The sequence below is a fragment of the Bradyrhizobium sp. 164 genome, from assembly GCF_023073715.1.
In the GTDB taxonomy this organism is placed as follows: domain Bacteria; phylum Pseudomonadota; class Alphaproteobacteria; order Rhizobiales; family Xanthobacteraceae; genus Bradyrhizobium.
The window spans coordinates 310042-323762 of sequence record NZ_JADPKA010000110.1 but is presented as its reverse complement, the minus strand read 5'-3'; the positions used below and the strand labels follow the sequence as shown (position 1 = coordinate 323762).

Sequence of the window (13721 nt, the reverse complement as noted above, 5' to 3'; positions counted from 1 at the left end):
TAACATATCTGCTGCGGCGGTATGGCTCCCGGCTTTCGCCGGGCCGACACTGTGGGTGCAGCGTGCGCTATACCTTCTCCCTGACAAACCTGTTCCGCAACGTTCCGATGCCGCTGATCTCGATCTCCACGACATCGCCGTGCTTGATATCCGGCGAGGCGCCGTCCGTGCCCATCCAGATCACGTCGCCGGGCCACAGCGTGAAATACTTCGTCAGCTCGACCAGGAACGGCACCACGCCGAAGATCATGTCGTTGGTTTGGAAGCGATTGGTCTCCTTGCCGTTGACCCGGACGATCGTCTGCATCCTGGCGAGGTCCGCCTCGGTCTCGATCCACGGGCCCATCGGCTTGAACGTGTCGGCGTTCTTGGAGCGCCACAGGCTGCGATCAGCCTTCTGCCAGCTGCGCTCGCTGACGTCGTTGCCGATGGTGTAGCCGAACACGCAATCCATCGCGTTCGCTTCGGTGAGATGCTTCACTTTTTTGCCGATGACGACGACGAGCTCGCCTTCATAGTGGATCTTGTCCGTTGCAAAGGAAGGGATCACGACATCCTGGTCATGCGCGATCAGCGCGTTTTGCGCGCGATAGCCGATCTCGGGACGGTCTGGCACTGCCGGCACCTCGCCGCGCTTGTCGGCGGCCTCCTTCAGGTGCTTCAGGTAGTTCAGGCCGACGCAATAGAAGGTGCGGGGAATCAGCGGCAGCTCGATGGTAACTTGTGACAGCGGATGCGTGCGCGAGCTGCGCCGCCATTCACTGAAGGGATCGCCGTCCACGGCGATCACCTGGTCGTCTTCAACGATCCCCCAGGACGTCCTGTCCCTGGCAGTGAATTCAGCCAGCGCATGTTATGCCCTCGTTGTCATTCCGCGGCATCGCGGGCTGAGTCTTCCAGGCACCGGGTGCCGGCCGCTTGAGCCCGAGATTTTCCCGCAACGTCTTGCCGCGGTATTCTTTCTGGAACAGGCCGCGCCGCTGCAATTCCGGCACGACGTGTTGCACGAAATCCGCGTAAGAGCCGGGTACGTAAGTCGCGGCGATGACAAAACCGTCGCAGCCGCGCTCGGCGAACATCTCTTCCAGCTTGTCCGCGATCTCCTTCGGACCACCGACCATCGCATCCTGAACCTGGCCGCGGCCGGAGTAGGTGACGAAGTCACGCGCGCTCGGATTGCTCTTGCCCGAATTCTTCAGCACGCCGTCGCGAATGCCTAAGATGCCCTGCATGCTCTTCAGCTCTGCCGTCGTCAGCGGCTCGTCGAGATCCTTGGAGGCGAAATCGTAGTTGAGCGCTTCGGCGAGCAGCGACAACGCGTCGATCTCGAGCGGAAGTTTGTTGATCAGCGCCATCTTGTCCTCGGCCTCCGCCTTGGTCGCGGCGCAGACCGGCGTCGTCAGGTTGCAGAGGAGCATCTGGTCGGGATCGCGGCCAGCCTTGGCGGCTTCGTTACGCACGGAAGCATAGCCTTCCTTGGCGCCCGCGAGGTTGCGCGCGGCGGTGAAGATCACCTCACCCCATCGCCCGGCAAAGCGCTGACCGCGACCGGACGCGCCGGCCTGGATGATCACGGGATGGCCCTGGTCCGAGCGCGGCACTGTGAACGGTCCGCGCGACTTGAAGGCCGGTCCATTGTGATCGAGTCGCTTGACCTTGGTGGGATCGGCAAAGCGGCCGCTCTTCTTGTCCATGATGAGCGCGCCGTCCTCCCAGGTGTCCCAATGGCCGAGCACGACCTCCATGAACTCGTCGGCTCGGTCGTAGCGGGAATCATGCTCGGGGTGCGAGTCGCGCCCCATGTTGAGCGCCTCGCCGTCGTTCAGCGAGGTGACGACGTTCCAGCCGGCGCGCCCGCCGGACATCAGATCGAGCGTTGCAAAGCGTCGCGCGACGTCGAACGGCTCGTAATAAGTGGTCGAGCAGGTCGCGCCAAGGCCGAGCTTCTCGGTGACCATGCCCATCGTGGTCAGCACGATCAGCGGGTCCATCTTCACGCAGCGGATGCCGTATTCGACGGTGTGGGCGTGATCGTTGCCGTAGCGGTCCGGCATCGCAAGGCGATCGTCGAAGAAGGCCATGTGAAATTTGCCGGCTTCGAGGATTCTCGCGATCTCCTGATAATAATCCGCCGACATCGAATCGTTGCGCGAGTCCGGATGCCGCCAGGAGCTCGGCAAGTTCGTGCAGTTCTGCGCCTGGAGGAAGCCGACCAGTACCATCTGCCGCGTCATGCTGCTGTTCTCCTGATGCCGTCAAGCCAGATCGAGGACGGTGTCGAGCCGGTACTCGCGCGCCAGCGCGCGCAGCTTCCCCCAGGTCGTATCCTCGATCTCGATGCCGTCGCGCAGGCGTTGCCGCTCGCGCAGGCCCTCGATCTCGCCGGGATAGAACACGCCCGTGCTGCCTTCGGACGGCGGCGTCGATTTGAGGTAATGCGCAAACTCGGCGACTTCACGCTTGAACTCCTTCAGCGGACGGAAGGCCGCGACGTTGAACACCGCCATGAAGCATCCGTCATTGTGCCGCCCGGTCGGCTCGACGCCGAAGCCGAGACCGGTGAGCAGGCCGCACAGCACCTCGACCATGGCAGCAAGACCGCTGCCCTTGTAGCCCTCGGTGCCGCCGAGCGGCAGCAGCGCGCCGCCCTTGCGATATTGGGACGGATCGGTGGTGTGCCGCCCCTCGGCATCGATGATCCACCCCGCCGGAATCTCCTCGCCGCGGGCAAGCGCGAGCTGGATCTTGCCGGCCGCCACCGCCGAGGTTGCCATGTCCAGATAGAACGGCGCATCGAGGTCGGACGGCACCGCGATCGAGATCGGGTTGGTGCCGAGCCGCGCCTCCTTGCCGCCAAACGGGGCGACGTGCTTCGGCGAGCGGCCGGAGTCCGCGGTTGCGATTCCGATCATACCTTCCCGCATCGCCATCAACGGATAAGCGGCAAGGCGGCCGACATGGCTCTGCCGGAACACGGTGCAGGCGGCGACGTTCGCCGTCTTCGCCTTCTCGATGGTCAGTGCCATGGCCTTGGCGTTGACGTGGTAGCCCAACCCCCAATGGCCATCGATCACGGTCGTGGTCGGCGATTCCTGGACGATGGTCCATTTGGCGCCGGGAACGATGTGTCCGGCCTTGATGCGGTCGATATAAGTGGGAACGGCGATCACGCCGTGCGAGTCATGGCCGGCGAGATTGGCGTTGACGCAGCCGAACGCCACCGCGTCCGCTTCTTCCTCGAACGCTCCGGCGGCGCGGAGCAGCGCTGCGCTGATGCACGTGAGACGCTCGGCCCCGACGATCGGCATGGCGTTTCCTCGGCTTGGTGCCCTTAACAGGGTGTTTGTTGGGTGCATGGTCTCAAAGCGCCGGCGCGATATCAATCTCCCGTAAACCAATACAGGGCTGCATTTTCGTAAAGAGAACGCGCCTTCGGTCGACAGTTCGTGCCATGCGGCGGTATTTTCGACAGTTTGGCGCCGGCCGTTCGCCGCTCATTCACTTTGATTGAGGGTTTGCAGCGCGCAATAACGTCCACTTAGGCGATCGCCACCCATAAAGTCACCCGGGAAAAATAGGCAGAAAATGCCCGGGAGCTGAGAACGTGCCGACGACCCTCGCACGCACCTTTGCGGCGTTGAGCGCCATCAACGAAGCGATTCTCTACGCGAAATCGCCGGACGAGCTGTACCAGAAGGTCTGCGACGCCGGGTTTTCGAGCGGAGATTTTTTGGCGGTCGCGGTGTTTCTGGTGGGACCGGACGGCCGGCGGCTGCATTTTGCGGCCGGCTGCGGCGATGACGTTGCGCGCCTGCGCTCGATCGTGATCACGACGGAAGCAGGCACGCCCGAAGGATCCGGCGTCGGCGGCGAGGCGTTTCGCGATCAGAAGCTGTGCATCAGCAACGACTATCTGAACGACCCGCGTTCGCTGGCGTGGCGCGAGGGTGCGGCGAAGGCCCAAATCGGGGCGGCTGCAGCAGTCCCGCTCCTCTGTAACGGCAAGGGCGTCGGCGTGCTCTACGTGACCCGCCGCAACGCCGGATCGCTGAACGAGCAGATGGTGTCGCTGTTCGAGCGCATGCCAGCCAATATCTCCTATGCGCTCGAGAATTTCGAGCGAGAAGGAGCGCGCCGGGACAGCGAGGCGGCGATGCGGCGGCTCAATCGCATGTTTGGGGCGCTTAGCGCGACCAACGAGGCAATCCTCAAAGCCAATACCGAATTGGACTTGTATCAGCGGGTCTGCGACGCAGCAGTGCACGGCGGCAAATCACTGGCGACTTTCGTGCTGTTGCGCGAGGAGAACTCGCATTGGCTGACGCCGGTGGCCGCGACCGGACAAAATCTCGATCTGATCAGACAGGCACGCTACTCGATCGATCCCGACAATCCTCACGGTCGGGGCATCTCCGGCCAGGTCTTCCGGACACAGAAGGCGATGGTCGAAGACGACCTCGTCGGTCGTACCAAGGGAACGACTTGGGAGCGGGCCAGCATCAATGCTGGCGCGGTCGCCTGCGTCGCCGCACCACTGATCAAGCGCGGAACCAGCGTCGGCGTGATGTTCTTCTTCGTCAGCAAGTCTTGGGCGAAGGACCATGGCATCGTCGCGCTGTTGCTGCGGATGACCGAGAACGTGTGCTTTGCGCTCCAGAATTTCGATCGCGACGAGGAGAAGGCGCAGATCGCGCGCGAGGAGGAGCGGCTCGCGCGCATGTACGCCGCGCTGAGCGCCACCAATGAGGCGATTATCCGGGCCACGTCGCGTGCCGAGCTGTTCGATCTCGTATGCGAGGCCTCAGTGCAGGGTGGTAAGTTCGGCTCGGCAACGATCGCGCTTGCCGAGCCCGCCTCCGGCTTGCTTCGGGTCGTCGCCTCCGCAGGGCCGTACTCCGATGAAGTACGCAGACTCAAATTCGCCACGACCGACAAGGTGCCGGAGGGAAGAGGCCTGACCGGCACGTGCTTCCGCACCGGGCAGCCGTGCATCTCCAATGACCTGCTCGCCGACGAGCGCCTCAAACCCTGGCACGAGAGTGCCCGCCGCACCGGCGTCAAGTCCTCCGCCGTGTTGCCGTTGCTGAACGGCGACCGCACGGAGGGCGTGTTCCTGTTCAACTCGCTCGAGATCGGCACGTTTACGCCGGAATTGGTCGAACTGCTGGAACGGCTCGCACGCAACGTGTCATTTGCGATCGCAAATCTCGACCGCGCCGAGGAGAAGGCGAAGGCCGACAAGCAGCGAGACCGGCTGAGCGGCATGTTCGCGGCGTTGAGTGCCACCAACGAAGCCATCATGCGCGCCGAGACCCGTGAGGAGCTGTTCGAAGTCGCATGTCAGGCGGCCGTGCTGGGCGGCATGTTCGCCTCTGCGACGATTGGAATCATCGACCAGAAACGTGAGTTGGTCCGGGTCGTCGCCGTGAAGGGACGGCTCCAGCAGCGAATGGTCGGGCGCACCTGCGCGATTGCCCCGGATCATCCCGAGGGCCAGGGCATCATTGGAACCTCGCTGCGGACGCGCCGGCCCAGTGTCGTCAACGACTATATGCACGATCCGCGCTCAGCACACTGGCACTCCAAGGCGGTCGAGGACGGAACCCGGGCCGCTGCCAGTTTCCCGCTTCTACGTTCCGGTCAGGAGCCGATCGGCATCCTGCTGTTCCTTGCTCCGGAGGAGGATACATTCACGCCCGATCTGGTCGAACTGCTGGCCCGTCTCGCAGAGAACGTCTCGTTCGCGCTCGACAATTTCGACCGCGCCGAGGAAAAGGCCCGCACCGAGGCGCAGAAGGAGCGCCTGACCCGCATGTTCGCGGCGCTGAGCGCGACCAACGAGGCGATCATGCGGGCGAAATCGCGCGCCGAATTGTTCGACCTCGTGTGTCTCGCCGCATCGAACGGCGCCAAGTTCACCTCGACGACCATTGCGCTCGCCGGCGCCGACAGCGACCAGCTCAAGATCGTGTCAAGCGCAGGACCGTCGTCCGACACCACGCGCAATGTCCGCCTCTCGGTCGACCCCGAGCGCCCCGAAGGTCGGGGGATGGCCGGCACGGCGTTCCGGACCCGGCAGCCCTGCATCAGCAACGACTATCTCAACGACCAGCGCGTGAGCGCCTTCCACGCCATTGTTCGTGGCGACGGCGCACGGTCGGGCGCGGCGATCCCGCTCATCGTTCATGATCTGGCCGTCGGCGTCATGATCTACATGTCGACCGACAAGGACACGTTCACCGCCGAGTTCGTCGAGCTGTTGCAGCGCCTTGCCGACAACGTTGCCTTCGCGATGGAGAATTTCGATCGCGCCGACGAGAAAAAGAAGGCCGACGAGCGGATCGAATACCTCGCCTCGCATGACAGCCTGACGGACCTGCCGAACCGCGAGACATTCAACGGATTGTTGCGCGAAGCGATCGGCGCGGCGCAGCGCTACGATCACCGCTTTGCGGTGCTGTTCATCGATCTCGACCGCTTCAAGGTCATCAACGATTCGCTCGGCCACGAGGCCGGCGACCTGCTCTTGCTCGAAGTGGCGAGTCGGTTGCGGAGCGCGCTGCGGACTAGCGACGTGGTGGCACGGCTCGGCGGCGACGAGTTCGTGGTGATCCTCGACCGGTGCGGCGAGATCGACGAGGTCCAGCGCATCGCCAGCGGGCTGCTTGCCGTGCTTGCCGAGCCCATGGAGCTGGCCGGGCACGAGTGCCACACCACGGCCTCGATCGGCATTGCGATGTATCCGACCAACGGCTCCGACGCGCAGACGCTGACCAAGAATGCCGACATGGCGATGTATCTCGCCAAGGAAGACGGCAAGAACGGCTATCGCTTCTTCTCGAAGGAAGTGAAGACGCAATCGATCGAACGTCTGTCGCTGGAGAGCGCGCTGCGCCGGGCGCTGGAGCGCCAGCAATTTTCGCTGAATTACCAGCCCAAGGTGGATATGGAGACCGGCCAGATCACCGGAGTGGAAGCGCTGCTGCGCTGGACGCATCCCGATCTCGGCAACGTCTCGCCGGCGCAATTCATTCCGCTTGCCGAGGAGACCGGGCTGATCGTGCCGATCGGCCGCTGGGTGCTGAATGAAGCCTGTGCCCAAGCGATGGCTTGGCAGCGCCGCGGCCTGCTGCCCCTGTCGATGGCGGTCAACCTGTCGCCGCGGCAGTTTGCCGACGAGCATCTGTTGCAGGACGTCGATGAGGCGCTGGCCGCCAGCGGCATGTCGCCGGTGCTGCTCCAGCTTGAGGTCACCGAGAGCATGATGATGCGCAATGTCGGGCGCGCGCTCAAGGTGCTCGACGCCATACAGAGCCGCGGCATTCGCCTCGCCATCGACGATTTCGGCACCGGTTATTCGTCGATGTCGCTGATGAAGCACTTCCCGATCGACACGATCAAGATCGACCGCTCCTTCGTCCGCGACCTGCCGCAGGATTCGGAAGATCAGGCGATCGCGCAGGCGATCATCAGCATGGGCAAGGCGCTCGGCATGACCGTCGTCGCCGAAGGCGTCGAGAACGCCGAGCAGGAGGCATTCTTGCGTACCCATGGCTGCGACGAGATGCAGGGCTATCTGATCTCCAAGCCGCTGCCGGCGCGGCAGATGGCCGAACTGCTGCGGCCGATGGAGCTGACCGTTGCGCCGCCGCTCCAGCCGGAGCCGGACCTTGCCGCAACCGATGCCGCAGCGTTACGGCTGAAACGCGCTGTCATCTGACGGCTGCGGGTGCAGCTCGCGGACGTCGTCATCCTTGCTTTCCGCCTTGCGCGGAAAATCTTCCGGCCACGGCAGTGAGGTCTGATCCTCGAACAGCGCGAGAAGTAGGCGCGCGCCATCGGCAAAGGCCGATCCTTCGCCGAGGCCGAGCGTGCGCGACCACGCACTTGGCATAGGCTGGCGCACGTCGAGCACCGCGATCGCGGGTCCCCACCACCAGGCCGGCGCCGGCGAACGTTCGTCCTCGGGCACAGCGAGCCAGCGGGCGAACTCCTCCACCACGCGCTCGAATTGCAGGCTTGCGGCCTGATGCATTCGTTCCGTGCTCCCTTGGGTCCGCCTGAGCAGGCCGATGCGCGCACTCGGTCGTGGTCTTTACGTTTGAAGAACGGCTCGTGTCGCGCAGCCACGTCTGCCGCTCCCATCGGCGGCCAGGCCTGAAACATGCGGCGGCCGGAAAAGCGGTCGACGCCGGTTGTCATAGTCTCTTCATTCTCTTTAGCCGCTGAAGGGCCCTGCCGGCAAGGTGCAGGACGGTTACCTAACGCGACCTGAAGGGATGCGCCTTCTGGTGCCAGGCCCAGGCGGTGCGGATGATCGTAGACAGGTCGGAGTGACGCGGCATGAAGTTCAGCACCTTCTTCGCGGCAGAGGGATCCGCGACCAGATAAGTGGGATCGCCGGCGCGGCGCGGCTTGACGGTGTGTGGCACCTCGCGTCCGGTCTCCTGCCTGATGGCGTTGAGGATCTCGCGCACGGAAAAGCCGGAGCCGGTGCCGAGATTGAAGCTGCCGCCGGCATGCCCTTCTTCCAGAAGCTTCAGTGCCGCCACATGCGCCGCGGCGAGATCGGTGACATGGATGTAGTCGCGGATCGCGGTGCCGTCGGGCGTGCCGTAGTCGTCGCCGAACACTGCGAAGTCGACATGACCCTGAAGCGCCATCATGGCGCGCGGAATGAGATGGGTTTCGTTGTCGCGCAGTTCTCCGATGCCGCCGGCTGGGTCGGCGCCGCTGGCGTTGAAATAGCGCAGGCAGAACGCGCCGAAGCCATAGGCCGCGCGGTAATCGGCGAGCATGCGCTCGATCATCCATTTCGATGCGCCGTAGGGGTTGATTGGCACGCAGGGAAAGTCTTCCGGCAGTTCCTTGGAATCGGCGTTGCCATAGACGGCGCCGGTCGAGGAGAACACGATGCGATGGCAGTTCGCGTTACGCATCGCCTGCAACAGCGACAGCGTGCCTTGCACGTTGTTGATGTAATATTTCTGCGGGTCGGTCATGGACTCCCCGACGAGGCTCGCCGCCGCGAAATGCATCACTGCCGTGATCTTGTGATCGGCGAAGGCGCGCGCCAGTGCTGTGCCGTCGAGCAGATCGCCCGTCACCAGCGGGCCAGTCACGAAACTGCGATGGCCCGTCGAGAGATTGTCATAAACGACGGGCTGATAGCCGGCGGCGGTCAGTGCGCGGCAGGCATGCGAGCCAATATAGCCCGCGCCCCCGGTGACGAGGACGGTCGGTCGGTCGGTCATGTCGTGTTCAGCTCTTCCCTTAACGGACGGGTCGGTTACGGCTGAAGAGAAGATAGAGCGCGCGGGGGTTGGTGGTCAAATAGCGCCAGAACAGGCGGCGTGGCTCGAGCCAGGTGCGCCAGGCCCACTCGAGCCCGATCTTCTGCATCCATTGCGGCGCGCGGGAACGGCTGCCCGACAAAAAGTTGAAGAGGCCGCCGGATGTCTTGATAACGCCAACATTGGTGAGATGCGGCGTGAATTCCTCCACGAATGCCTGCTCGTTGGGCACGCCGAGCGCAACCCAGAGATAATCCGGCGCAAGCGCGTTGATTTCCTGGACCTTCGCGCGCAACGCTTCGCCGCGCAGATAGCCATGGCTGCGGCCGACGATCTTGAGGTTCGGATACATCTTCTGAACGTTCTCGACCGCTGCGATGTTCTCGGCCTCGCTGGCGCCGAGCATGTAGAAGGTGCGGCCGAGCGCTTCCGCCTTGCGCGCGACGACATGGAACAGGTCCGTGGTTGCGACGCGCTCCGGCAGCGGAAACCAAGATTGTAGCTTCGAAGCCGCGACCAGCGGCTGGCCATCGGCGTTGATCAGGTCGGCGATGCGGAACAGGCGCTCGGTCTGCGGCTCGGTCGAGCAGCGCGCCAGCACCTCGCCATTGGCCGAAGTCAGGAACAGCGGACGGCCGATGCGATTGTCAGGATCGGTCGCCTCGATCATGAAATCGGCGGTCGCTTCCAGGTCGATCGCGGCCATGCGAAGGCCGCCGACGGTGATCCGCGGCACGTCGGCAGTTGCCGTCCGTCCCTCGAAATTGACGCGACGCTCAAGCATATTGCCGGCCTCGCTGGCGCGTTTGGGCTGCGGGAGTGAGCTCGTCGAGCACGACGCCGACGAGCTTGCGCTCGGCGCGGCCGAGTGTGGTCAAGATCTCTTCCAGGCTGTCGTTGATGTCGAGGCTGGTCGGCAGCACCGCCACCAGCGCGTCGGTGTCGTCCAGCAGCTTGCGGCCGCCGGCCGAGAGCGGCACCGCGGGGCCGTCGAGGATCACGAGATCATAGCCACCCGCGGCTCGCGCCTGTGTAATCGCCTTGCGGATGGCGTCGGCCGCCTTGCCGGCGTCGCCCTCTGCGGCCGGCAGCACCGAGATGCCGTTGACCGTCTTGATCTCGCGGGCGTCCTTGCTGCCAATCGAGAGCCAGCCGAGCCTGCTCGGCTCGTTCTTGCCGCGACGATCGACCTTGTTCGAGAGCGAACGCGCCTGATGATCGGCATCGATCATCAGCACGCGGGTGCCGTCGCGCGCGGCGGCCAGTGCGAAATTCAATGCGGCCACGCTACGCCCGGTGGTCTCGCCGGTCCCGACGAGCGCGATGACCGGCATCGCCATGCCGCCGGCGCGCCGGGCCACGGCAGCGCGCATGCCGCGCCAGGCATTGAGCAGCGTGGTGAGGGGAAAGCCGGGGCGCAGGGTCGGCCAGCCCAGCCGGGTGAGATCGACGCTGCCGCCGGTGGCGAGAATGGCGCCGAGCGTATGAATGACGTCGGCCTCCTGGAGGCGTGCGATCAGCGGCTTCTCGATCAGGGGCTTCTCGACGATCGAAGGCTGTAACGGAGGTGCGGCAAGTTCCGGCGGAGCTTGCTCTACTTCCGGAGCACCTGAGACCTGCGGGGGCGGCCAGGCCTCCGAGACCTCTGGTGCCCGCGCGCGCTGCGGAGCTCGCGTCGCATCCGGCGCCGGCGTGCGCTGTGGACGGGCAGGTGTTGGCGCCGGCGCGCTCGCACCAGCGAACATGAGCTCGGCCGCAGCGAACCAGCTCGACGCCGCGACCGCACCGAAGATGAAGCCGATCATGGCAAACAGGCTCATCGCCGGCGGGAACGAGCGCCGCTGCGGCACCGTCGCTTCGCCGATGACGCGGGCTGCTGAGGTGTTCAGGCTCTCCTGCTCCTCGGTCTCGCGGGAACGCTTGAGGAAGGATTGATAGACGTCGCGGCTGGCGTCGGCCTCGCGCTCGAGCTCGCGCAGGCGGACTGCGGCCTGGCTGAGCTGGACACTCTGCCGCTTCTGCGCTTCCAGCGCCCGGTTGAGCGAGGCTTCGAAGTCGCGGGCACGCGTCAGGTCGTTCTTGGCGGACTGGGCGAAGCGATCGATTTCCTCGTTGATGGTGCGCTTGAGATCCTCGACCTGCTTCTCGGTCTGGCGCAGCGCCGGGTGGCGCGGGCCGAGCTCGCCGGCTTGTTCCGCATACTTCTTGCGGGCGTCCGCATATTGCGCGCGCAGGTTCGCAATCGTCGGCGATTGCAGCGCCTCGGGGATTGCGCCCGCATCCGCCGCCGTGCGCCGGCTCGCCTCGATCTGGTCGAGCCGCGCCTGCGCATCCATCGTCGCCGCGCGGGCCGCGGCCAGCCGCTGGTTGCTGGCGGAGAGCTGCTGGTCGCTGATCAGCGTGTCCTGGGTGCCGACGAAATTGTTCTGGGCCTTGTAGGTGGCAAGCGCGGTCTCGGCGTTGCGCAGCCGCTCGCGCAGCTCCTTCAGGCGGCCGGAGAGATCATTGGTGGCGCGCCGTGCGGCCGAGGCCTGCGAGTTGCGGGATTCCGCAAGATAGGCATTGGTCAGCGTGTTGGCGAGCATTGCCGCTTTCGCGGGGTCCGTCGACCAGACCTCGATGTCGACGATGAAGCTCTTCTCGGTCTTGCGGACCGTGATGTGCCGGTTCAGCGCGTCGAGCGCCGCGAGCTGCACTTCCTTCTTTTCCGCAGCGGAGGGCGCGCGGGGCTGAAGGCCGATCAGGCCGAGCAGCGATGACATCAGGCTCGTGCCCTCGCCGCCGCCGAATTCCGGATCCTTGTCGAGGCCGGCTTGCTGGATGACCTGGAGCAGCACGCTATTGGAGGTGATCAGGCGCGCCTGGCTCTCCACCACCATGGACATGCCGGAGACGTCCTGGGCGCGCGGCGTCAGCTCGCGATCGACGAGCTGAAGCTCGCGCGGGTCGACATAGAGCTGTGCGGTGGCGGTGTAGCGCGGCGTCAGGCTCTTGCCGATGGTGACCGCAAGCGTCGCGCCGAGCAGGGCGGCCGCGGCAATCGCGACCTTTCGCCGCCAGAGCAGATTGGCGAGCTCCAGCACGCTGAAGCCGGCCTGAGGCTTTCCTCGCGGGGCCTCCGGTCTGGCCCGCTCAATCGGCTGGTTATAGTCAAGCATGATCCCCAGCTTTCATTCCAACTGCCGCGGGCTGAGGGGTTACTCTTCGTTTCACGCCACGCACCCGGGATATAGGTGCCCAATCAACGCAACAGGAAAAATTAACCATACTCATTGAGGGACTATTCACCGAAATGGCAAACAAAGCGTTTAAGCGCATGTCGTTCTTCGGTGCGTCGCGGCGACGCTGAGGTCGCTCAGAGATTAACGGTTCGTTACCGCGCGCAGCGTGGCCGCGAAGCTTCGCTTGTTGTGCGATCCGCTGCGCGCGCATGGCGTCAGCTCTTTCGCAGGATGACGTGATAATCGCCGCGGCGGACGTCGGTGCCGCGCGGCAGCACGGCGTTCAGCACCGTGGCCCCAGCGTCGGCCAGGGCCGCAAACAAAGGCTTGCGCCGGCGCATCTCGGGATAGCGCGGGCTCTCGACTTCACGACGATAGATCATCTCGAGACCGTTGGCGGCCGCAAATGCTTCGAGCCTCGGCAATGTCACCAGCGGATGGAAGAACGTCGGGAACGGCGGCTCGCCCGGCAGGCCGGCATCCTTGATGCCGCGGATATTCCGGTAGAACCAGACGTGGAACCAATGCGGCGAGTATTTGGTGACCACGCCGGACAGCGAGCGCGGGTTGGGGGCGCCGATCAGGATCATTCCGCCGCGCTTGAGCGCATCGCGGAAATTCAGCAGTGCGGCTTCGACGTCGGGAAGATGTTCGATCACGTTGTAACAGATGACGAGATCGAAAGTCTCTTGCCCAAAACGGTAGGTCTGGACGTCACCGAGGATCGCCACGTCCGCGTAGGTATTGTTGCGGACCTGATCCTCGTCGATGTCGACGACGGTGATGTGACTGCGGCTTGGCAAGTCCGGCGGCAGAACGCTGCACGAGCCACCGCCGGCTTCATAGATGGCGAGCCGGCCCTGCGGCAGTTCGCGGCGCAGCACGTCATGAATCGCGAGCAGGCTGTCGCGGGCTTCGCCAGGGATCAGATCGTGCAGCGCCTGGGTGGGGGGAGTGGCCGCGGAGACGTTGATCGCCGTGGCTGTCGCGAACTCGATCGTCGCTGGCTTGTTCATGATTTTCTGACCGCACTTGTTCTATTCAAATTTACAGGAAAAAACTCGCTTGGCCGAAGAGCAAATCTGATGCCGCGCCATCTCACTGATCGCAGTGCTTACGGTCGGGTTAATGCGCATAGGCGTTAACCACGGCATTGTTCGTGTTGAGGTGTTGTCGGCGCATTGGACCGCGAGTTGCACTAACACGG

General features: G+C 64.4%; 9 protein-coding genes. 1 reads left to right on the top strand and 8 read right to left on the bottom strand.

Features of this window, described 5'->3' with window-relative positions:
• Positions 1 to 67 precede the first annotated feature (67 nt).
• From IVB01_RS34430 to IVB01_RS34420, 3 genes are read right to left on the bottom strand one after another with little or no spacing between them, the layout of a single operon-like run.
• Complete coding sequence (locus tag IVB01_RS34430; RefSeq protein ID WP_247277759.1) at positions 68 to 847, bottom strand: fumarylacetoacetate hydrolase family protein; 780 nt, start codon at positions 845 to 847, stop codon at positions 68 to 70.
• A complete protein-coding gene (locus tag IVB01_RS34425; protein ID WP_247277645.1) occupies positions 840 to 2234 on the bottom strand; it encodes an LLM class flavin-dependent oxidoreductase in 1395 nt (464 codons plus the stop codon). The genes IVB01_RS34430 and IVB01_RS34425 overlap by 8 nt, the downstream gene beginning before the upstream one ends.
• A 21-nt stretch (positions 2235 to 2255) precedes the next feature.
• Complete coding sequence (locus tag IVB01_RS34420) at positions 2256 to 3308, bottom strand: Ldh family oxidoreductase (RefSeq protein WP_247495214.1); 1053 nt, start codon at positions 3306 to 3308, stop codon at positions 2256 to 2258.
• A gap of 296 nt (positions 3309 to 3604) precedes the next feature.
• Here IVB01_RS34420 and IVB01_RS34415 point away from each other — a divergent pair, with 296 nt between their 5' ends.
• Complete coding sequence (locus IVB01_RS34415; protein WP_247448721.1) at positions 3605 to 7720, top strand: GAF domain-containing protein; 4116 nt, start codon at positions 3605 to 3607, stop codon at positions 7718 to 7720.
• Here IVB01_RS34415 and IVB01_RS34410 read toward each other — a convergent pair.
• The 5 genes from IVB01_RS34410 to IVB01_RS34390 form a co-directional block, all read right to left on the bottom strand.
• Positions 7694 to 8035 carry a hypothetical protein gene (locus IVB01_RS34410; protein WP_247277642.1) on the bottom strand — a complete coding sequence of 114 codons (342 nt, stop codon included), beginning with the start codon at positions 8033 to 8035 and terminating at the stop codon, positions 7694 to 7696. The two genes, IVB01_RS34415 and IVB01_RS34410, sit on opposite strands and share 27 nt — an antisense overlap.
• Positions 8036 to 8261: 226 nt before the next feature.
• The gene (gene galE, locus IVB01_RS34405; protein WP_247277641.1) at positions 8262 to 9254 is read right to left on the bottom strand and encodes a UDP-glucose 4-epimerase GalE; all 993 of its coding nucleotides are present in this window, start codon (positions 9252 to 9254) and stop codon (positions 8262 to 8264) included.
• A 19-nt stretch (positions 9255 to 9273) separates the two neighbouring features.
• Positions 9274 to 10077: a WecB/TagA/CpsF family glycosyltransferase gene (locus tag IVB01_RS34400; protein ID WP_247277640.1), complete on the bottom strand. Its 804-nt coding sequence runs from the start codon at positions 10075 to 10077 to the stop codon at positions 9274 to 9276.
• Complete coding sequence (locus IVB01_RS34395) at positions 10070 to 12451, bottom strand: Wzz/FepE/Etk N-terminal domain-containing protein (RefSeq protein ID WP_247495213.1); 2382 nt, start codon at positions 12449 to 12451, stop codon at positions 10070 to 10072. The genes IVB01_RS34400 and IVB01_RS34395 overlap by 8 nt, the downstream gene beginning before the upstream one ends.
• Positions 12452 to 12729: 278 nt before the next feature.
• Entirely contained in the window at positions 12730 to 13530 is an 801-nt protein-coding gene (locus tag IVB01_RS34390; RefSeq protein WP_247277638.1) for a methyltransferase, read from the bottom strand.
• Positions 13531 to 13721: the final 191 nt, after the last annotated feature.

Excerpts from the sequence above, each read along its gene's own strand:
- IVB01_RS34425 (WP_247277645.1), bottom strand. The coding sequence starts at position 2,234 with ATGACGCGGCAGATGGTACTGGTCGGCTTCCTCCAGGCGCAGAACTGC.
- IVB01_RS34420 (WP_247495214.1), bottom strand. The coding sequence starts at position 3,308 with ATGCCGATCGTCGGGGCCGAGCGTCTCACGTGCATCAGCGCAGCGCTG.
- IVB01_RS34410 (WP_247277642.1), bottom strand. The coding sequence starts at position 8,035 with ATGCATCAGGCCGCAAGCCTGCAATTCGAGCGCGTGGTGGAGGAGTTC.
- galE (WP_247277641.1), bottom strand. The coding sequence starts at position 9,254 with ATGACCGACCGACCGACCGTCCTCGTCACCGGGGGCGCGGGCTATATT.
- IVB01_RS34400 (WP_247277640.1), bottom strand. The coding sequence starts at position 10,077 with ATGCTTGAGCGTCGCGTCAATTTCGAGGGACGGACGGCAACTGCCGAC.
- IVB01_RS34395 (WP_247495213.1), bottom strand. The coding sequence starts at position 12,451 with ATGCTTGACTATAACCAGCCGATTGAGCGGGCCAGACCGGAGGCCCCG.
- IVB01_RS34390 (WP_247277638.1), bottom strand. The coding sequence starts at position 13,530 with ATGAACAAGCCAGCGACGATCGAGTTCGCGACAGCCACGGCGATCAAC.